The 20225-nt window shown below is 31.4% G+C and carries 19 protein-coding genes; 8 read left to right on the forward strand and 11 right to left on the reverse strand.

Going from position 1 to position 20225, the window contains the following annotated elements; genetic code table 11:
• Positions 1-390: 390 nt before the first annotated feature.
• Together rpiB and asnA are read left to right on the forward strand one after the other, a co-directional pair.
• On the forward strand, positions 391-831 hold the full coding sequence (gene rpiB, locus HXZ69_RS08570; RefSeq protein WP_286495664.1) for a ribose 5-phosphate isomerase B: 441 nt from the start codon (positions 391-393) through the stop codon (positions 829-831).
• A gap of 233 nt (positions 832-1064) precedes the next feature.
• Entirely contained in the window at positions 1065-2069 is a 1005-nt protein-coding gene (gene asnA, locus HXZ69_RS08575) for an aspartate--ammonia ligase (protein ID WP_286495665.1), read from the forward strand.
• Between the two features lie 133 nt (positions 2070-2202).
• On the opposite strand, the gene HXZ69_RS08580 is transcribed toward asnA, so the two are convergent.
• Complete coding sequence (locus HXZ69_RS08580) at positions 2203-3000, reverse strand: glycosyltransferase family 25 protein (protein ID WP_286495666.1); 798 nt, start codon at positions 2998-3000, stop codon at positions 2203-2205.
• Between the two features lie 278 nt (positions 3001-3278).
• Between HXZ69_RS08580 and rnr the strand changes: the two genes are divergently transcribed.
• Positions 3279-5438 carry a ribonuclease R gene (gene rnr / locus HXZ69_RS08585; RefSeq protein WP_286495668.1) on the forward strand — a complete coding sequence of 720 codons (2160 nt, stop codon included), beginning with the start codon at positions 3279-3281 and terminating at the stop codon, positions 5436-5438.
• A 41-nt stretch (positions 5439-5479) separates the two neighbouring features.
• Complete coding sequence (locus tag HXZ69_RS08590) at positions 5480-6163, forward strand: LysE family translocator (RefSeq protein ID WP_125349109.1); 684 nt, start codon at positions 5480-5482, stop codon at positions 6161-6163.
• Between the two features lie 153 nt (positions 6164-6316).
• Here the strand turns inward: HXZ69_RS08590 and HXZ69_RS08595 are convergent, their stop codons facing one another.
• The 5 genes from HXZ69_RS08595 to HXZ69_RS08615 all read right to left on the reverse strand — a co-directional run bounded on the left by HXZ69_RS08595 (position 6317) and on the right by HXZ69_RS08615 (position 11143).
• Positions 6317-6616 (reverse strand): hypothetical protein, encoded by a 300-nt coding sequence (locus tag HXZ69_RS08595; RefSeq protein WP_219034088.1) that lies wholly within the window; start codon positions 6614-6616, stop codon positions 6317-6319.
• Between the two features lie 123 nt (positions 6617-6739).
• Positions 6740-7792 carry an alkaline phosphatase family protein gene (locus tag HXZ69_RS08600; protein WP_219034089.1) on the reverse strand — a complete coding sequence of 351 codons (1053 nt, stop codon included), beginning with the start codon at positions 7790-7792 and terminating at the stop codon, positions 6740-6742.
• Between the two features lie 57 nt (positions 7793-7849).
• Entirely contained in the window at positions 7850-8854 is a 1005-nt protein-coding gene (locus HXZ69_RS08605; RefSeq protein ID WP_286495669.1) for a glycosyltransferase family 9 protein, read from the reverse strand.
• The gene (locus HXZ69_RS08610) at positions 8835-10685 is read right to left on the reverse strand and encodes a monovalent cation:proton antiporter-2 (CPA2) family protein (protein WP_286495670.1); all 1851 of its coding nucleotides are present in this window, start codon (positions 10683-10685) and stop codon (positions 8835-8837) included. The genes HXZ69_RS08605 and HXZ69_RS08610 overlap by 20 nt, the downstream gene beginning before the upstream one ends.
• Before the next feature lie 29 nt (positions 10686-10714).
• A complete protein-coding gene (locus HXZ69_RS08615; RefSeq protein WP_219034091.1) occupies positions 10715-11143 on the reverse strand; it encodes a SufE family protein in 429 nt (142 codons plus the stop codon).
• 111 nt (positions 11144-11254) lie between these two features.
• Here HXZ69_RS08615 and HXZ69_RS08620 point away from each other — a divergent pair, with 111 nt between their 5' ends.
• The 4 genes from HXZ69_RS08620 (at position 11255) to HXZ69_RS08635 (ending at position 15534) form a co-directional block, all read left to right on the forward strand.
• Complete coding sequence (locus tag HXZ69_RS08620; protein WP_286495672.1) at positions 11255-12127, forward strand: diacylglycerol/lipid kinase family protein; 873 nt, start codon at positions 11255-11257, stop codon at positions 12125-12127.
• A 155-nt stretch (positions 12128-12282) separates the two neighbouring features.
• A complete protein-coding gene (locus HXZ69_RS08625) occupies positions 12283-13236 on the forward strand; it encodes a 2-hydroxyacid dehydrogenase (protein ID WP_286495673.1) in 954 nt (317 codons plus the stop codon).
• A 338-nt stretch (positions 13237-13574) separates the two neighbouring features.
• Positions 13575-14288: a pirin family protein gene (locus HXZ69_RS08630; protein ID WP_286495674.1), complete on the forward strand. Its 714-nt coding sequence runs from the start codon at positions 13575-13577 to the stop codon at positions 14286-14288.
• 154 nt (positions 14289-14442) lie between these two features.
• Positions 14443-15534, forward strand: coding sequence for a hypothetical protein (locus tag HXZ69_RS08635; RefSeq protein ID WP_221854014.1), 1092 nt, complete (start codon positions 14443-14445; stop codon positions 15532-15534).
• A 70-nt stretch (positions 15535-15604) separates the two neighbouring features.
• Here the strand turns inward: HXZ69_RS08635 and HXZ69_RS08640 are convergent, their stop codons facing one another.
• The 5 genes from HXZ69_RS08640 to ybeY all read right to left on the reverse strand — a co-directional run bounded on the left by HXZ69_RS08640 (position 15605) and on the right by ybeY (position 20221).
• A complete protein-coding gene (locus tag HXZ69_RS08640; RefSeq protein WP_221854015.1) occupies positions 15605-16306 on the reverse strand; it encodes a YiaD family glycine zipper/OmpA-like lipoprotein in 702 nt (233 codons plus the stop codon).
• Between the two features lie 26 nt (positions 16307-16332).
• Positions 16333-16848 carry a lipocalin family protein gene (locus HXZ69_RS08645; protein WP_286495675.1) on the reverse strand — a complete coding sequence of 172 codons (516 nt, stop codon included), beginning with the start codon at positions 16846-16848 and terminating at the stop codon, positions 16333-16335.
• Between the two features lie 126 nt (positions 16849-16974).
• Positions 16975-17868, reverse strand: coding sequence for a class I SAM-dependent methyltransferase (locus HXZ69_RS08650; RefSeq protein ID WP_125349119.1), 894 nt, complete (start codon positions 17866-17868; stop codon positions 16975-16977).
• A gap of 1 nt (position 17869) precedes the next feature.
• A complete protein-coding gene (gene mnmG, locus HXZ69_RS08655; RefSeq protein ID WP_286495677.1) occupies positions 17870-19741 on the reverse strand; it encodes a tRNA uridine-5-carboxymethylaminomethyl(34) synthesis enzyme MnmG in 1872 nt (623 codons plus the stop codon).
• A gap of 54 nt (positions 19742-19795) precedes the next feature.
• Positions 19796-20221, reverse strand: a complete 426-nt coding sequence (gene ybeY / locus HXZ69_RS08660) for an rRNA maturation RNase YbeY (protein WP_221854019.1) — start codon at positions 20219-20221, stop codon at positions 19796-19798.
• Positions 20222-20225: the final 4 nt, after the last annotated feature.

Here is a 20225-nt window from a genome sequence, read left to right on the forward strand (position 1 = left end):
TATTATTAGCACTGTTAATATGTGGATAACTAAAGTGAGATAAATTTTATTTAATAGCAATTAACAAGCTATTATTTGTAATTTTGTTTTGTAATGAAAGAGTTAGATATTCTATCAACAATTTATCATTTTGGTTGATAAACAACTTTTGTTAAAAAGAAGTTTTGTGAAAACTATTCATAACGGTGTGTAAATCTTTTATGCCAAAATGAAAACTTTTACTTGACTTGTATTGATTTATTTCTAATTGATTTTTTGAATCAGATTTCCAAATTTTTCTCTCGAAAAGTTATTAGTTTTATTCAATCATCTTTTAACAAGTTGTTACTTTTACTTAACATTTGATTTACAATTATTTAAACAAAAACAACAAAAACACCTGTTAATTAAATGAAAATTGCAATCGGAGCGGACCATGCTGGGTTCGATTATAAGGAGAAATTAGTACCCTTTTTAACAAGTCAAGGATTTGAGGTTGAGGATTTTGGTACGTTCTCAACAGCGAGTGTTGATTACCCTGATTTTGCACACCCAACGGCACAAGCTGTAGAAGATGGAAAAGCAGATTTCGGAATTTTGATTTGTGGTAGTGCGCAAGGCGTTACAATGACTGCAAATAAACACCAAGGAATTCGTGCTGCATTATGTTGGATGACGGATATTGCCAAGTTAGCTCGTCAACACAATAACGCAAATGTGTTAACATTACCTGCACGCTTTATTGCGTATGACTATGCAGAAGAAATTGTGAATACATTTTTAGCAACAGAATTTGAAGGTGGTCGTCACCAAGGACGCGTAGATAAAATTGCTTGTTCATACAACGGATAATTTTATACATCTATTATAAGATATAAAATCGGTCAATTCGTTAGAGTTGACCGATTTTTATTTTAAAAATTAAATTTAAAACTATTATAAAGTTTAAATAGTTAAGTATAAATAATATTTTATATTTAAAATTAAATATTTTTAAACCAATTTAAGTCAATAGTATATTTATTGATTTTAGCTGTTCTACTTTTACATCAGTTAAAAAAACAAATCATTTAAAGATTAAAAAGATGAGCAGAGCATTATTACGTAGAGAACAAGCAATCTCTTTTGTAAAAGAAGAATTTTCGAAAGGATTACAAAAAGAATTAAACATTATTCCAGTTTCTGGACCATTGGTAGTTTTGGACGGAACAGGTATTAATGATGATTTGAATAGTATCGAAAGACCTGTAAAATTCCCTATAAAATCTTTGAATGATAAAAATGCGGTAGTTGTACATTCTTTGGCAAAATGGAAACGTATTCGTTTGAAAGAATTAGAAATTGAGCCAGGCGAAGGAATTATAACAGACATGCGCGCTTTGCGTCCAGACGAAGATTATTCGCCAATTCACTCTATTTATGTGGATCAATGGGATTGGGAAAAAGTAATTGTTCCACAAGATCGTCAATTGGATTATCTTTTTTCGACAGTAAAATCGATTTATAAAGTTATTAAAAAAACGGAGCAAAATGTAGAGGCGAAATATCCACAATTGAAAGCTGTTTTACCAGAACAAATTACATTTATTTCTTCTGAAGATTTACTACAAAAGTATCCAACATTTACGCCGAAACAACGTGAAAATGCAATTTGTAAAGAATTTGGAGCTGTTTTTATTTACGGAATTGGAGGAGAATTGAGTAATGGAGAATTACACGATGCACGTGCCGCTGATTATGACGATTGGAGTACAGAAAACAGTGCTGGTTTTAGAGGTCTTAATGGTGATATTTTAGTTTGGAACCCTGTTTTAGAATCTGCTTTCGAGTTATCCTCGATGGGAATTCGTGTAGATAAAGAAGCTTTGACCAAACAATTAGAAATTAGAGATTTTTCGGATCGTAAAAATTTATTATTTCACTCGATGTTGTTAGATGATCAGTTAACAGAATCAATTGGAGGTGGAATTGGACAATCTCGTATGTGTATGTTTATGTTGAAATCTCGACATATTGGCGAAGTACAAGCGAGTATTTGGGACGGAAAAGTAAAAGAAAAATTAAAAGAAGAAAGCATCGAATTATTATAAATGAAAAAGCAGTTTCAAAGTCTTGAAACTGCTTTTTTTGTATTTTATATCGAAATTAACAATGTTTATAACTGTTGATAAAGGTTGTTAATTTATTTTAATTCAGTAACTTAATAAGTGTAATAATTGTTGATTAAGAAATTCTTTCATTTTTCTTCACAATAAAACTATCATAGAATTTTTTGAAACCATGATGATTAATCAAATAGAAATATTTAGGAAATAATCGATTCAATTCGTATTGAATTTGTTTTGGAAATTTAGACTTTCTTAAACTGCGATTAATCTGAATTTGCGTTTCTACTGGAGCTGGTTTAACAAGCGATGGAAGAAGGTTGTAAATTCTTAAATCAAATTCCCAAGCATGCTGCAAATCACAATCAATTGGACGTTGAATCATAGGTAGTGGCGTTTTAATTTTATTCAAAAATTTTTCTGCGGCCTTTCTTGTCCAAATGGCTGCAATTGTTGTGATTGGAATACTCGTTCCACAAGCACCAATAATGTATTTATTATTCACATCAGCAATTTTTATATGTTTTCTTTTTCCGTTAAATAGCTTCAAAACATCCCATTTATGCTTGTTAGAAAGTTCTTCATAATTAGAAAGAGCATGTTCTACAGCAGATTTAAAATCATCAACCAAAATTGCATCATCTTCTATAATCAAAGCAAAATCATTTTCAGAAGCCAAAAAAGTTTCTAGCGTTTTCACATGACTCAAATAACAACCAATTTCTCCAGGAACTAAATCGCGGTCATATTTATTTTTTATTTTATAGGTTGACGAATCCAAAGTTTTGGCATCTACAGCAGAAATTCTTTCGTAAGTAATCTCACATTTTTCGAATTCTTTTTGCATCAATTCAAGCCGATCCGTAGCTCTATCAAGGTTAATCAAGTAAGTTTGATATAATGGTTTAGTTTTCATTCAATTAATTATCAATGCAAAAATAGCTTTTTTGGCTCAATTTTCGCAATAAATCAAAACGTTACAAGTAATCTTATCCTTTCCGTAACATAGAATTGGCTGTAAATTGTTATTTTAGAAAAAGGATATATTACCTTTGCAGTGGTTATGTTGTTTATTAACATCTTATCAATAGTTATTAAAAATGATTTGATAATCAAATAATTAAGATGTTTATTTATTAACTATTTTAAAATAAATCTCGAAAAAAAAAGAAGAGATTTGACAGAAAACAAATTATGCCAAGAAGAAATTTTAAAAATACAAAGGCGAAAAAAGACAAAAACATAACAAAGTTTACGAAGTCTATCATCGAAGTTTTATTTCAAAATCCGAATAAACCTTTAAATTATAAACAAATTGCAGCAGCTTTAAACCTAACAAATCGAATTGATACAGAATTATTGATTAAGAATTTGAATGTTTTATTAGCTGACAAAAAGATTTCTGAAGTAGAAAGAGGAAAATACAAAATCAATGCAACCAATGATTATATGGTTGGGATTGCGGATTTGACTTCTTCGGGAAGCGCTTATATTATGATTGATGGTCTTGAACAAGATGTCTTTGTACAAAAAGGAAAAACGCGAAATGCCTTAATGGGCGATACGGTTCGCGTATATGTTTATCCAAAAAAACATGCCAATCAATCGAGAGCAGAAGGAGAAATTGTAGAAATTATCGAGCGTAATAAAACTGAATTTACAGGTATTTTCGAGTTAGGAAAGAACGGAAATTTTGGTTTTGTAACGATGCAAAATGGTAACCACGATTTCTTTATTCCGAAAGAGAAAATTAAAAATGCTCAACCAGGAGAAAAAGTTGTGGTTCGATTAACAAATTGGCCAGAAGGTTCTAATTCACCATTTGGTGAAATCACGCAAGTTTTGGGTAGTCCAGACGATACGGATGTAGAAATTCATGCAATTTTGTTAGAATATGATTTGCCAGCTCAATTTCCAGAGGAAGTTGAAGAAGAAGCAAATCAGTTGGATACTTCGATAGATGAAGCTGAAGCTGCTCGTCGTAGAGATATGCGAAATGTAACGACATTTACAATCGACCCGAAAGATGCAAAAGATTTTGATGATGCTTTATCAATACGAAAATTAGAGAATGGAAACTGGGAAATTGGTGTTCACATTGCCGATGTTACACATTATGTTCGTCCAGGTTCGTTGATCGAGCAAGAAGCATATAAGCGTGCAACTTCTGTTTATTTGGTGGATAGAGTAGTGCCAATGTTGCCAGAAGTGTTGTCGAATGTTGCGTGTTCTTTGCGTCCAAACGAAGATAAATATACGTTTTCGGGAGTTTTCGAAATGGATGATAATGCGAAGATTGTAAAAACATGGTTTGGTCGTACTGTTACACATTCGGATAGACGTTTTACATATGAAGAAGCACAAGAAATTATCGAAGGAAAAGATGGCGATTTTAAAGATGAAATCTTGACTTTAGATCGTTTAGCCAAAACAATGCGCCAAAAACGTATGAAATATGGAGCGGTTAATTTTGATAAAGTTGAAGTAAAATTCGATTTAGATCAAGCGCATAATCCACAAGGAATTTTCTTCAAAATTTCGAAAGATTCGAATAAATTGATTGAAGAATTCATGTTATTATGTAACAAAAAAGTTTCAGAATTCATTAGTTTAGATAAACATGGAAAAGAGAATGCGAACACTTATATTTATCGAGTTCACGATGATCCAAATCCAGATAAACTATTAGACTTAAAAAATTTTATTCGTCAATTTGGGTATGAATTAGAGATTGGAGATCGTAAAACAACTATCAATTCTATGAATAAGTTGTTAGCAGAAGTGAAAGGAAAACCAGAAGAAAATATGGTTGAAACTTTGGCAATGCGAACAATGGCGAAAGCAAAATATACAACAGAGAATATAGGACATTACGGTTTAGCGTTCGATTATTACACGCATTTTACATCGCCAATTCGTCGTTATCCAGATATGATGGCGCACCGATTGTTGCAAGATTATTTAGATGATAAAAAATCTCCTGCAGCAGCTGTTTACGAAGATAAAGCAAAACATTGTTCTTCTCGCGAAAAAATTGCTGCAGAAGCAGAAAGAGAGTCAATAAAATATATGCAAGTAAAATACATGGAGCAATTTGTTGGCGAAACTTTTGATGCTTTTATTACAGGTGTACAAGATTATGGAATCTTTGTTGAAATCCCAGAAACGCGTTGCGAAGGTTTGATTCGTTCTCGTGCTATGAAAGGTGATCATTTTGTTTTTGACGAAAAAAATCATGCTTTAATAGGTAAACGCACACGTGTTAAATATCAGTTAGGAAGTCCGGTTAGAATCAAAGTTTTAAATGCTGATTTAATCAAGAAGCAATTAGATTTTGAATTAGTTGATGCTTAAGTTTCATATTTTAGACTTATCTTGCAGACCTTAATTATGTTATGGAAATAATATTTTCGGCCATACTAATAGGTTTTTTGTTAAGTACAATTCTTATTGGACCTGTATTTTTCTTACTTATTGAAACCAGTTTGCGTAGAAGTTGGAAAACCGCTGTAGTCCTAGATTTAGGGGTTATTGCAGCTGATATTTTATGTATTGCAGCAGCCTATTATGGAAGTAAAGATTTTACAGATTATGTGACCAATCATCCAAAGTTTTACCGCATTTATATCATTGCAGGTTTCTTTGTGTTGATTTACGGAATTTTCATGTATTTCTCTAAACCAAAGCTACATATAGAAGGCGAAGCGGGATTTGTAAGCAACAATTATTTGAGAACGTTTATCAATGGATTTATTATGAATTTGTTGAATATCGGTGTCATTGTTTTTTGGTTTGTAATTGTTTCTTCAATTATGATTCAATATCCAAATCCAAGCGATTTTATGCTGTATATGGGCGTTGTTTTGACGACCTATTTTGTAATAGATTTGGGTAAAATATTTTTGGCAGGGAAGCTACAGAAACGTTTTACCGATCAAAAAGTATTTATGGTGCGAAAAGGAGTTGGTATTTGTCTTTTAGTCTTTGGATTAATCATTATCTTAAAAGGTTTCGGATTCTTTAAAGAAATCGATCAAAAAATAGAGAATCAGCTCATTAATCAAGAACAAACAAGTTAGAAATATAAACTCCCATCAAATTTTTTGATGGGAGTTTTTTTATTTCTACTTTATAAAAATAATCTAATTGATTATTGATATCATGAAAAATAAAATAAATAATTAAGTACAAAATAAGGTTGATAATGATGTAATAAAATATGTATTTTAGCATTAATTACAATTCATAAAACCTGTTTTTTTTATTTCTTCTATCAATTTATCAGGATTAGAAACTCTGAAAATTATTTTTGAATCATATTTAGGATTTTTATGAAGAATTTTAATTCCTTTTTCAAAAAAATCGTTAGATGGAATTATATCTATAATATCTTTTTTTAAAAGGATTATTTTAAAGAAAAACAAATAATTTATTATTAACTTATCTTCATAAATATTTATTTGAGCAAGTAAACTTGACATTCTAATAGAGCCTATTATAAGACCTCCCGATTTTGTATAAAGATTGTTCATATTTTTTTAGGTTAAATTATTGATATTGTGAGAGTGAAGTTTTGAATAAATAATTTTACAGTTAGGAATGCTCTGAAAGGCATATTTTATCGTTTTAAACTGCATATCCAAAGCAGACAAATCTTACTTCAATAACGACTTCCCAGAATCCTTATAATTCCATGTTTTTACTTTCATCAAATCAGCAATTGTAGAGGCAATTTGATTGAGATAAGTTTGTTTCTGTTTGAATTTTTTAGGATTAATCCCATTTCCAATCATCAAAATAAAACCTTCGTCTGATCCAGGAATTTCATCATAATGTTCTGGCCATTGTCTTCCATTTCCACGTCCGTGATCAGTTGTTACAATAATAGTTGTTTGATCTTTATAGAATGGATCGCTTTGTACATAATTCCATAATTCCTCAATCATTCTATCATTGCGATTTATTGAAGTAATATATTGATCGTAATCTTCATCATGTCCGTAATCATCAGCTTCTCCATAACCAATAAAAAGTAATTTTGGCTTTTGATTTTTCATCGCTTCTAACGCAAATTCGTGCGTAAAAATATCAAATCTAGTTGCCCACCATTGTTTTGGTGTTTCTAATTGAAAACGTTCGATAAGCAATTCTCGTTCAGATTTGTTTTGATTAAAACTATCTTGATATCCAGCATTTACAAACAATTTAGAACGTTCTTGATTGAAAATATTTGTATACATTCTCCAGCTTCCAAAAGCCATTACCTTATTGTTTAAATTCTTTTGTTGATTTGCAATTTCAAAAACTGAAACATTAGGATTCGGAATATCTTTGTTATTTTTAATTCGCTCATCATCAGCTTTTCCTGTAATAATTTCGTTGTATCCAGGATAAGACCATAATCTTTTGTTGGTCAAATTAACAAAGTTTTGTTCATCACGATTTCCTAAAATAACTCCTTTGTCTTTAATCGTTTTCCACGTAAATGGCATCAATAATTCGCGACGTTTTATAGAATCTTCTGTCCAATATTTTTCATTAGTTTGAACAATAAGTGAGTTGTATTTTTTATCATTTAAAATTGATTTTTCAACTCCTCGGAAAACTTCTTTCCAACGAACACCATCCAGCGTAACCAAAATAACTTTCGGTTCTTGAGCAAATAAAAAATTTGAGAATAAGGCAAGAATAAGAAATGTATACTTCATGTGATTATAATTTCTTATAAAAATAGGAAAAGCATCGATATGATGCTTTTAAAAGTATTATTTTTCTAATTTATTGACGATTTGTTGATAAACATCTTCGGCACTCAAATTTTGAAAATAATCATAATTTTGAAACTTTTTTGGATCTTTTCCAAAGATAGAAGTTGGACGAATTTTCATCGTTTCGTCTTGTATCACATCATTCATAGATTGTCCATAACCTAAAAATCCAGCAAATGGATGCGTTCCACCCCAAATAGAAATTGTGCGTGTTCCCATCAACGAAGCTAAATGCATATTTGCGCTATCCATAGAAATCATTACTTCTAATTTAGCAATTGCTTGTAATTCTTCTTCAAAAGAGATTGTTCCAGCTAAAGATTTGATGTTTGGATTAAAACTTTCCCACGTTTTTAATTCATCAATTTCAGTTTTTCCACCGCCAAATAAATAAATTTTGTACCCATTTTCAGCTAATTTCTTCGCAACGATTTTCATCTTTTCGATTGGATACATTTTACTTGTAAAGGCTGCAAAAGGCGCAATTCCAATTGATTTAGATTCTTTAATCGATTTTGGTTCGATTTTATGCTTTAAATCAATATTAAAACCAAGTTGACGCAAAACATCAGCATAGCGCTCAGTTGTTAATTTTAATTGCTTAAAAACGCGATTTTTTTGATTGACTAAAGCTTTTTTCTCCTCACGACCTTTATCTAAAGTAGCCGTTTCTGTTCCGTTAAGTTTGAATAGAGTTGTAATTACTTTTGATCGGATTACGTTGTGAAAATCAGCTACATAATCAAAATTATATTGTTTTAATTCTTTGTATAATTTGAACAAGCTAAAAAAGCTTTTGTAGTCTTTGTTCAAATCAACCGAAATAAATTTGATTTGAGGAAATTGCTTGAAAATATTTCCCATAAAAGGGCGCGAAGCAACATAAACTTCGATGTTAGGATTTTGTTCAATAAACTCTTGTAAAACAGGAGCAATCATTGTAACATCCCCCAAAGCAGAAAAACGTAAAACTAATAGTTTTTTATGATTCGTTTTCTCCATTATTCCTATTGTTAATTTCTTTTGCAACCATTTTCATTTGCTTTTCAAATTCTTGCTTAGATGCTTCAAAATATTGATCAGAATTTTCGGCATGTTTTGCAATTTTACGCAACGATTTTCGGTCACTTTTTATGAAAATTTCCCCAATTTTAGACGCTTCTTCAGGTGAAAAACCATATTTTATAAGGATTTGTCTACCAACGTAAACAGATGAGAAAAAGTTTTCTCGATAAACTTCGTCTATACCATCTTTCAAATAATTATACGCATAACTACGATTTTTTGCACGAACAATAATTTCTAAATTCGGAAAGTTTTTACGAACAATATAAACTAATTTTTGATTAATTTCTGGCGGATCCAAAGCAGCTACAAAATATTTTGCATGTTCAGCACCAGCCGATTTTAGTAAGTTAACATTTGTTGCATCGCCATAAAAAACATTAAAACCCTGCTTGCGCATTTTCTCTACACGCTCACTATCATTAACCAAAACAATCGATTTTATTCCAGTGCTTTTCAAGACACGACTAATTGTGTTTCCAAAATCACCAAAACCAGCAATAATTATTTCACCTTCTGCTGAATGTGGATTTATTTTATCGTTTTCAATGATTGTTTTTACTTTTGTTTTTACACCAAAATATTTTAGAATTAATTTTTCATTTAAGACTAAAAGTAATGGTGTTATTACCATTGTTATCGCTGTTGTAGCTAACATCAAATCGTACCATTCTTTGTTTAGAATATCTAAATTTCGAGTCAATGATAAGATAACGAAAGCAAATTCTCCGACTTGTGATAAAAGCAAAATGAACAACCATTTTTGATCAAAATCAAATTTATGTTTGATTCCAATAAACCATAAAACCAATGATTTTATTAACATTATTCCAAATGTTAATCCAAGAATCATAAAAGGTTTATCTGCAATTAATTTGAAGTTAATCGTTGATCCAACAGCAATAAAAAAGATTCCTAATAATAATGATTTGAATGGCTCAATGTCACTTTCTAATTGATGTTTATATTCGTTATTCGCCAAAACAACACCAGCAATAAATGCTCCCAAGGCAGGAGAAATTCCAACTTTTTGCATCAAAATTGAAACTCCAATGACTAAAAGTAGGGCAGAAGCGGTGTAAATTTCTCGAACTTGTAATTGTCCAACATACTTGAAATAAGGTGTAATAATGTATTTTGCAATCACATAAATAAATGTAATTGCACCAAGAATAACCAAGGTTTTCATGAACGCTGGTCCACCAACTAACAAACTTTTAGAATCATCTCCAATGGACTGAATCAAGGAATCTCCAACTAAAAGTGGAATAATTGCTAAGATTGGAATTACCATAATATCTTGAAACAACAAAACTGAAAAAGTTGATTTACCTATGTTTGTTTTGGTCAATCCTTTTTCGCTAAGTGTTTGCATAATAATGGCTGTTGAAGACATGGTTATTGCAAAAGCTATAGAAAGAGCCAAAGAAAAATCCATTTTCAAGGCAAATATTCCGACTAAAGTTGCAATAATTATTGTTCCCAAAACTTGCATTCCACCAAGGTTGATGATTTTATTTTTCATCTTCCAGAATTCCTTTGGATCAAGTTCTAATCCGACCAAAAAAAGCATCATAACTACACCAAATTCTGTGGCGTGCATAATGTCTGTACCGTCATTGCCAACAAATTTCAGCAGATAAGGTCCAATTAAAACTCCGGCAATTAAATATCCCAAAACCGAACCCATTCCTAATTTTTTGGAAATAGGAACGCAGATTACAGCGGAAAATAGAAAAATAAATGCTTGGCCTAAAAAGTCGTTCATTATTTTATAAGGTTGATTAGATGATGTGTCTAACTATTATTTTGTTTTGATTGAAATGCAATCGCATAAAATTTGAATTGTTTTATCATCGCTAATAATCCATTTGCACGAGTTGGTGATAAAAATTCTGATAAACCAATTTCGTTGATAAAATCTGTATCCGATTCTAAAATATCTTTTGGCGTTTGATGATTATACATTCTCACCAATAGTGCGGCAATTCCTTTTGGTAAAATAGCATTAGAATCAGCTTTAAATTCGATTGTATTACCATCCAATTCTGCATCTAACCAAACAGAAGATTGACAACCTTTTATGATTTTATCATCTGTTTTTGCTTCTTCTGGTAAATTATTTAAGCTTTTTCCTAACTCGATCAAATATTCGTAGCGTTGTTCCCAATCATCAAAAAATGAGAATTCGTCTACTATTTCGTTTTGAATTTCTTTAATTTTCATATGACAAAGTTAGAAAGTTTTTGATAGTTTTTCCTCAAAAAAAGACGTTAAATAGCTTGATTCTTTTAGATTTCTTATTTTTGTGTTTTGATAAATTTCAATTCCCAAAAAATGAAGTACACTTTCATTGTTAATCCTAATTCAGGAAACGCAAAACACGATATTTCGCTCGATTTTTTACAATCAAAATTTGATTCTTCAGACGAAATCGTTTTGAAAGAAACAGCTTATCAATTTCATGCAAAAGAATTGGTGAAGGAGGCGATTGCAGAAAATTCGGATGTTATTGTTGCATGCGGTGGTGATGGGACAATCAATGAAGTGGCGAGTGCTTTGGTGAAAAAAAATATTCCGTTAGGAATAATTTCTGCTGGATCTGGAAATGGTTTGGCAACAAATCTTAATATTCCGAAAGATGCTAACAAAGCGATTGAAATTATCAAATCAAATGCAGTTCATACGATTGATGTTGGCAGAGTAGAGGACAAGTATTTTTTTAGCAATTTAGGTTTTGGGATTGATGCAGAAGTTATAAAAACATATGAAGAAAATCAAAAGCGTACGATTACTGGATATTTTGATGCATCTGTGAAAACGTTGTTGAATTATAAATCGAAATTGTTTCGTCTTTATATAGATGATGTAATTATTGAGAAAAATTTTTATTATCTATTCTGCTCTAATTCTAACATTGCTGGTTATGGAATCTCTTTTACACCGAAAGCTGATTTGTCTGATGGTGAATTGGATTTATTGATGATAGAAGATTTGGATGTTTTCGAGCAATTTTATTTTTCTGTACTGGTTTTAGCCAAAAAGATTGATTTGTTGGACAAAGCAAAGTATCGAAAAGTGAAAAAGTTCAAGATTGAAAGTTTAGATAACAATCCTATTACGTATCAGCTTGATGGAGAGATTCATAATACCGATTCACTTCAAGTAAAAGTTAAGGTCATACCAAATGCTTTAAAAATCATTTTTTAAACTTCAATTATTATTTAATTAGCAATATAAATTATACATTTTCAATAAATTAAAATATTATTAACGTAGTTATAAACGATTTGTTTGTAACCAATTTTATCTTCAATTTTATAATAATACTTGCATTCGTTGTAACTTTGATTAAAATTTTTGCAATGAATACGCCTTATAAAATTTTAGCAATTGATTCTAATCACGAATGTCTAAATAATGGACTTCGTGAAGCAGGGTTTATTGTTGATGAAGATTACACTTCACCCAAAGAAATCATCGAACAAAAGATCAATGAATATGATGGAATGATTGTAAGGAGTAGATTTCCAATTGATAAAGATTTTTTAGCAAAAGCAACGAATTTAAAGTTTATTGGTAGAGTAGGGGCAGGCTTGGAGAATATTGACGAAGAGTTTGCAGCTGATCATAACATTGTTTTATTCAATTCTCCCGAAGGAAACCGAGATTCTGTTGGTGAACATGCGATTGGTATGTTGTTGATGTTGATGCATCATTTGCGCAGAGCTGATAACGAAGTTCGTAATGGAATTTGGAAACGTGAAGAAAATCGTGGTGATGAATTGAAGGGAAAAACGGTTGGAATTATTGGTTATGGAAATATGGGAAATGCTTTTGCGAGACGTTTGCAGGGTTTTGAAGTTAATGTGATTTGTTATGATATTTTGCCAAATAAAGGAAATGAATTTGCGAAGCAAGTTTCGTTAGAAGAAATTTTTGAACAAGCTGATGTTGTAAGTTTACATACGCCGCAAACACCAGAAACGATGCAAATGATTAATGCAGAATTTATTTCTAACTTTAAAAAAACATTTTATTTTGTGAATACAGCGCGTGGTAAATCTGTTGTGACAAAAGATTTGGTTGAAGCAATGAAAACAGGAAAAATTTTAGGAGTAGCTTTAGATGTTTTAGAATTTGAAAAATCGAGTTTTGAGAAATTAGTTGCATCTGATTTACCAGAAGAATTTCAGTATTTAATCCAAGCGGATAATGTTGTTTTGGCGCCACATATTGCAGGTTGGACGCATCAAAGTAAAGTGAAATTAGCAGAGTTTATTCGTGATAAAATAATTGATTGGAAGAATAATCAGTAATGATTAATTGATATAAACTAAAAAGGTTCCGAAACTTCGGAACCTTTTTTCATTTTGTAAGTTTTTTGTAAACTTTATACAAAATAACTGCTACTATAATAACAAGAACGATTTGGAGTAGAATCCAAAGTATAACATTAAATGTTGATTCGCCTGAAATTGATAGCATATATATGTCTCATGTGTTAACTGAATGCTAAAATATAAATTATTTTTAACATTTTGTTAATAATTTAAAAAAAGTTTTATTCATCTTCTAGGTGTGTTAATTGATAACTTATCACATGTCAATAGATAAGTTTTTTTTGCACCCTAAATTTGTATAAAAATAAATTACTATGAATTACCAAATATTTAAATCAGAATCAAGAGGTGGAGGAAATCATGGGTGGTTAGACTCTAAACATTCTTACAGTTTTGCAAATTATTACGATCCAGCTCGTATTCATTTTGGAGCTTTGCGTGTCGTAAATGATGATATAATTACCGGAGGAATGGGATTTGGAAAACATCCTCATGATAATATGGAGATTATTACAATTCCTACAAAAGGAGGAATTTCTCACGAAGATTCAATGGGAACTGGTTCTGTAATTGAGTCTGGGGATGTACAAGTAATGAGCGCTGGTACGGGAGTTTTTCATAGTGAAATGAATGCTTATGAAAACCAAGAAGGACATTTTTTTCAGATTTGGATTATTCCAAATAAAATGAATGTTGAGCCTCGTTATCAACAAATTTCTGTTCGTGAAGTAGCAAAAGAAAATGAATTATATCAAGTTCTTTCTCCAAATGCAGATGATCAAGGAGTTTGGATTCATCAAGATGCATGGATTTTTTTAGGAAATTATACAGAAGATAAACAAGAAACATACAAAGTACAAAAAGAAGGAAATGGTGTTTTCTTTATGGTTGTGGAAGGAGAAGTTGAATTTGATGGAAACAAATTAGGACGAAGAGATGTCATCGAGATTAAAGATACAAACGAGTTTTCGTTTAATGTAGCAAAAGATTCTCGCTTGATGTTAATCGAAGTTCCTATGGTTATTTAGAATTTTTTTCAAGTTTTAGTTGTTTTATATATAGAGCAGATTTCAGAAATGGAATTTGCTTTTTTTTTGTTAAAAAAATACCATTATCAACACAAGTATTTAGTATATTTACTGCTTATAAAACTTTAACTCAAAACGTATTAATCTATACTATATGAAACGTTTATTCATCATTGCTTCTTTCGCTTTAATGATTATCAGTTGTAAAAATGATAACATTGAAATTGATTCTACATCTGCGCAAACTTTTAGTGAAACGGTAGACAAAATTTCGAAGGCTTTGCCTGTTATGCAACAAGATAAATTTAAGGAAGCTTTACAGATTATTTTCGAGTATAACACAAGTCAATCAATGGATAATGAATCGCGTTGGGGAATTGTGCGTACGTTGTTAGATGGAAAAACAGTAGATGAGGTTTTTGATATTGCTGAAAAAGTCGCGTTACAAAATAAATTTACATGGAATAGAAATCAAGTTCCTTTGGTGAATGGAATTCCAAAATCAGGTGCAATTGAAACTGTAGAAACGCCTGCTGAACCGACTTCTAATGTACAACGTTTCGATTTTAGTTTAAAACAAGATGATAGTGGAATCTCAATTTCTCCTTTTTTCTACAATGCGCAAGGAGAGGAAATTCAGTTGGATAAAGCTGTAACGGCAACGATAGAAGTGTTTAATTCCGGTAGTATTGTGTACACATTTCGTTCTACAATTGATCCAAATTCTATGGATGATTTGTACAGAAAAAATACAATTAATATTAAATATTCGTCATTAGATGCTTCTAAAATTAAGAGTGATCGATTAGATATTTTGGTTCGAATTCCGAATTCTGAACGATATTTAACGAATCGTAAAGCGGTAAAAGTTCCGTTGAATTTAGTTGGTGCTGCTGAGGTTGTAGATTCTCTTTTGGTTGAAAGTACGCCTGCACATGTAAGTAAAGAAGCTGGAATGGTAAAATCTCTTTCGAATCGTTTTATGACAAATTTATCAAAGAAAAATTATTCTGGTGCTTTTGCGTTGACAAGAAGTGGTGAATGGAATACTTTCCAAAAATTTTCTTCTGATGAATCAATTAAGAATTTAGAGCAAGCAACAATTAATGATGCAAAAGTGTTAGATGCAGACGAAAAAGTTGCATTAGTTGAAGTGAATGCAAATTTAAAAGACCAATCTTCTAAGACATATCAAGTGACTTTAGAAAAGATTAATAATAAATGGTTTGTGGTTAATTTTAAATAATCGTAAACGTATTAAACATAAAAAAAGCGTTCAAAATCTGAACGCTTTTCTTGTTTTATATTGAAATGAATTATTGTCCGTTTGCTTCTTTAGCAGCGTCCGCTTTCATTTTTGCGTTTGCAGTAATTGCAATCTCTACACGACGGTTTTGAGCACGTCCTTCTGCAGTTGTATTATCAGCAATTGGTTCCTCTAAACCTTTTCCTTTCGATGTTAAACGAGAAGAAGCAATACCTTTAGAAACTAAATAATCTTTTACAGACTGTGCGCGTTTTTGAGATAATGGTAAGTTATAATTTTGAGAACCTACGTTATCAGTATGGCCAACAATTAATAAATCTGTATCAGGATATTCGTTGAAAACTTCTACTAATTTATCTAAGTTAGATTTAGCAACAGCAGTTAAAGAAGCTTTGTTATAATCAAAAGTAACTTTAGAGTTTTCATCTAAAATTAAGTTAATCCCTTCTTCAGTTCTTACGACTTCTGCACCTGGTAAAACTTGCTCAATTTTTTGCGCTTGTTTATCCATATTGTTACCAATAACACCACCAGCAGCTCCACCTACAGCAGCTCCAATTACAGCACCTAAAGCAGTGTTACCACCTTTACCGATATTATTACCTAAGATTCCTCCAATAACACCACCAGCAACAGCACCAATACCAGCACCTTTTTGTGTATTGTTTGCATTTTGTACAGCTGTACAAGAAGACATAATAAATGATCCTCCTAATACAATTGCAGCTATTTTAGTATTTATTTTTTTCATAATTTCTAAGTTTTTTAAATTGTTGATTAACGTACGAAGTTATAAATCACTTGTGCAATTTTTCCATTTGCATTGATATCTTGTACCAATTTCATCGAATTTGCATCAACATAATCTACACGCATTTTATATCCTGCTGTATTTTGTTTCGCTTTGATTCCTGTAACATCTTTGAAGATAAAGTAAGTTGTAGAACCATCTTGTTGTAAATCCCAAATAATATTTGTTGTTCCTGAAGGGCAATCTCCGCCAGCGTTATTAAATGTATATGTTCCTTTTTTGTTGTTTTGAACTAAGTTCCATGTAGAACCTTCATAACATTCTGGGTTTGCTGTGTCAAAAACTTTCGCAACTGCATCAGTAACTTTTACATTACCTTGTACCTCGTTTGTTGTTAAACCTTGGTAGTCTACATTTGTCAAAGTCCATGCACCTCTCACTTCTTTACCTGTTTGTATTTCTTGTTTTGCAACGGTTGTAGATGCACAAGAAGTTAAAAATGCTGAAGCGCATATCCCAAATAATAAAATACTTTTTTTCATAGCTATTTATTTTATCTATTATTAATCTTAAAAAACGGCTTCTATAAATTAGATTTAATAAAGTTTTAGAAAAAAAACGACTTCTAATACATCTGATTAGATAATCATTCTTTAAAAACGCTTATTTTAATTTTCAGCTTTAATAATATAGATTAAAGAAGAATATTGACCTGTTTTTTTAGCTTGAGTATTAGACTTCAAACCAATTCTAAGTGCATTGATAAAACCTAACTTATTACCTTTATATTTTTCAGATAGTAGACTCACATAAAATGAATCTAATTTCATCGGGTGGATAGATTCAATTTTCATACCAAAGTTGCTAAATAACTTTCGCATGCTGGTTTCTGTGAAATGCCATAAATGACGAGGTACATCATAAGCTGCCCAATGTTCACCATAATATTTAGCATCATACGATTGGTGGTTTGGAACAGCTATTACTAAGATACCACTTTTTGTTAAATGTTTCTTTAGTTCTGTAATTATTTCTTTAAGATTAGGAATGTGTTCTAAAACATGCCACAAGGTAATCACATCATACTTTTCTGTATTCTGTTCTAATTCTGTAGAAGTAACTTTTTCGATTCCTACTTTTGATTGAGCAATTCGTCTTGCCGAATCATTTGGCTCCATTCCCAAAACATCGTAACCATTTTTTTGTAGATGCTCTAAAAAATCTCCAACGCCGCAACCATAATCTAGAATCTTTTTACCATTGCCAATTTTATTAATCAATTCTAATTTATTATTTAGATTGATTGATTTTGCCATTTGATAAAAACGTTCGAAAATAGATTTCTTTCCATCGGTATGGGAAATGTAATTTTTACTTTCGTAATACTTTCCCAAATTTTCGATAGGTTGGGGGAGAGTATACAAAACTTCAGTTTCTGAATCTTCGTAAATTTCGAACTTTTCTTTTGTTAAAAAATAATCTTTTAAATCTAATTTCTTAATACCAGAAAATCCTTCTTTTGAAGGATTTTCTTGAGATGTTTCACGTGGAACATTTTCCATATTATCTTCCCATGTAAATTAATAATACGCTAATATCTGCTGGTGATACACCACTAATTCTTGATGCTTGTGCTACCGTTGCAGGTTTTATTTTTGTTAATTTTTGACGAGCTTCTATCGACATCGAACCAAAGACATGATAATCGATGTCAGCCGGAATTTTTAGATTTTCCAAACGATGCAATTTATCTGCATTCTGTTGTTCTTTCTTAATATAACCTTTGTATTTGATCTGAATTTCTGTTTGTTCTAATTCTTCTTGATCGTATTCATTTGTTTCAATAAATTCTTTTACACGATCTAATTTCGTAAAATCAGAAAGTTTTAACTCAGGACGAGAAATAACCGAAATCATTTTGTTTGGTTGTTTCAAAGGTGTTCCTTCGCGCTCTTCAATTACATCATTTATTTCTTGTGGCTTGATGGAATTTTCTTCGAAATAATTAACAAGTTTTTCAGCTTTGTCAAATTTTTCTTCCATTCTTCTCAAACGATCTTCTGAAGCTAAACCAAGTTCAAAACTTTTTCTTGTCAAACGTTCATCCGCATTATCTTGTCTCAATAAGATACGATATTCTGCACGAGACGTAAACATACGATAAGGTTCTTCTGTACCTTTTGTAATCAAATCGTCGATTAAAACTCCTATATAAGCTTCGTTACGATTTAAGATAAATGGATCTTTTCCTTGAATTTTTAACACAGCATTTATACCCGCCATCAAACCTTGAGAAGCAGCTTCTTCATAACCTGTTGTTCCGTTAATTTGACCAGCGCAATATAAGTTATCAATTAACTTAGTTTCTAGCGTATGTTTTAACTGTGTTGGTGGAAAATAATCGTATTCGATGGCGTAACCTGGACGTAAAATTTTTGCATTTTCAAAACCAGGAACAGAACGTAAAGCTCTTGCTTGAATATCATCTGGCAAAGATGTTGAGAATCCATTTATGTAGAATTCCATCGTGTGCCAACCTTCCGGTTCAGCAAAAATCTGATGACGATCTTTGTCTGCAAAACGATTAATTTTATCTTCGATAGATGGACAATATCTTGGTCCTGTCGATTTAATTGTTCCGTTAAACATTGGAGAACGATCAAAGCCTTCACGCAATAAATCATGAACTTCTTGATTGGTATAAGTAATCCAACAAGAACGTTGTTTCGTTAATTTTTGTGTATTTGTATATGAGAATTTTGAAGGATTTTCATCACCTGGTTGCTCAACCATTTTCGTATAATCGATAGAACGACCATCTACACGTGGAGGAGTTCCTGTTTTCATTCGTCCAGCTTCGAAACCTAAATCAACTAATTGTTCCGTAATTCCGAAAGCAGCAGATTCTCCCATGCGTCCACCTCCAAATTGTTTTTCTCCAATATGAATTAAACCATTCAAAAAAGTACCATTTGTAAGTACAACAGACTTAGAACGAATTTTCATTCCCATGGCTGTAATTACTCCGCAAACTTTACCATTTTCGATGATTAAATTTTTTACCATATCTTGAAAGAAGTCAACATTCTCTGTTCTCTCTAAAGATAAACGCCATTCTTCTGCAAAACGCATACGGTCTGATTGCGCACGTGGCGACCACATCGCTGGACCTTTTGATTGATTCAACATTTTGAATTGAATCGCAGTTTTGTCGGTAATAATACCTGAGTATCCGCCTAAAGCGTCAATCTCGCGAACAATTTGCCCTTTCGCAATTCCACCCATAGCAGGATTACAAGACATTTGTCCGATTGTTTGTAAGTTCATTGTAACAAGAAGCGTTTTTGCTCCTAAATTGGCTGCTGCCGCTGTTGCTTCTGCACCTGCGTGACCACCACCAACTACAATTACATCATATTCTGATTGAAATATCATTTGATTTGTAAACTTATTTTTCTTGTTAAAATAATAAATGTTCCACGTGGAACATTATTGATTTAGATAGCTACTAAACGTTTCTAAATATTGATTTTCTTTAGCAGTCATTAATTCTTTGTCATCTGGTTCTTTGTCCATATAACCAGCAAAATGTAATATCCCATGGATAACAACGCGAGCCAATTCGTTTTCAAAAGAAACACCATTTTGCTCTGCATTATCTTTGATTCGTTCGACGCTAATAAAAATATCACCCATCAATTCGTCTTCAATAGAATTATCGAAACCGATAACATCTGTGTAATAATCGTGGTCTAAATATTGTCGATTAATTTGAAGTAAGTATTCATCATCACAGAAAATATAGTTTAAATCTTCTATTGTTTTTCCTTCATTCTTCATACTCTCTACGATCCAATCTATCCAAGTTTGAGCATCTTTTAGCTCAAAATCTGTTTCGTAAAATAATTCTATCATTGTT

This window comes from Empedobacter sp. R132-2 (genome assembly GCF_030324375.1).
Classification (GTDB): Bacteria; Bacteroidota; Bacteroidia; order Flavobacteriales; family Weeksellaceae; genus Empedobacter; species Empedobacter falsenii_B.

Coding starts and splice junctions, on each gene's coding strand:
- HXZ69_RS08590 (WP_125349109.1), top strand. CDS start 5,480: ATGGAAATAATATTTTCGGCCATACTAATAGGTTTTTTGTTAAGTACA.
- ybeY (WP_221854019.1), bottom strand. CDS start 20,221: ATGATAGAATTATTTTACGAAACAGATTTTGAGCTAAAAGATGCTCAA.
- HXZ69_RS08630 (WP_286495674.1), top strand. CDS start 13,575: ATGAATTACCAAATATTTAAATCAGAATCAAGAGGTGGAGGAAATCAT.
- HXZ69_RS08620 (WP_286495672.1), top strand. CDS start 11,255: ATGAAGTACACTTTCATTGTTAATCCTAATTCAGGAAACGCAAAACAC.
- HXZ69_RS08600 (WP_219034089.1), bottom strand. CDS start 7,792: ATGAAGTATACATTTCTTATTCTTGCCTTATTCTCAAATTTTTTATTT.
- HXZ69_RS08645 (WP_286495675.1), bottom strand. CDS start 16,848: ATGAAAAAAAGTATTTTATTATTTGGGATATGCGCTTCAGCATTTTTA.
- rnr (WP_286495668.1), top strand. CDS start 3,279: ATGCCAAGAAGAAATTTTAAAAATACAAAGGCGAAAAAAGACAAAAAC.
- HXZ69_RS08580 (WP_286495666.1), bottom strand. CDS start 3,000: ATGAAAACTAAACCATTATATCAAACTTACTTGATTAACCTTGATAGA.
- HXZ69_RS08595 (WP_219034088.1), bottom strand. CDS start 6,616: ATGAACAATCTTTATACAAAATCGGGAGGTCTTATAATAGGCTCTATT.
- HXZ69_RS08640 (WP_221854015.1), bottom strand. CDS start 16,306: ATGAAAAAAATAAATACTAAAATAGCTGCAATTGTATTAGGAGGATCA.
- rpiB (WP_286495664.1), top strand. CDS start 391: ATGAAAATTGCAATCGGAGCGGACCATGCTGGGTTCGATTATAAGGAG.
- HXZ69_RS08635 (WP_221854014.1), top strand. CDS start 14,443: ATGAAACGTTTATTCATCATTGCTTCTTTCGCTTTAATGATTATCAGT.
- HXZ69_RS08615 (WP_219034091.1), bottom strand. CDS start 11,143: ATGAAAATTAAAGAAATTCAAAACGAAATAGTAGACGAATTCTCATTT.
- HXZ69_RS08610 (WP_286495670.1), bottom strand. CDS start 10,685: ATGAACGACTTTTTAGGCCAAGCATTTATTTTTCTATTTTCCGCTGTA.
- asnA (WP_286495665.1), top strand. CDS start 1,065: ATGAGCAGAGCATTATTACGTAGAGAACAAGCAATCTCTTTTGTAAAA.
- HXZ69_RS08625 (WP_286495673.1), top strand. CDS start 12,283: ATGAATACGCCTTATAAAATTTTAGCAATTGATTCTAATCACGAATGT.
- mnmG (WP_286495677.1), bottom strand. CDS start 19,741: ATGATATTTCAATCAGAATATGATGTAATTGTAGTTGGTGGTGGTCAC.
- HXZ69_RS08605 (WP_286495669.1), bottom strand. CDS start 8,854: ATGGAGAAAACGAATCATAAAAAACTATTAGTTTTACGTTTTTCTGCT.
- HXZ69_RS08650 (WP_125349119.1), bottom strand. CDS start 17,868: ATGGAAAATGTTCCACGTGAAACATCTCAAGAAAATCCTTCAAAAGAA.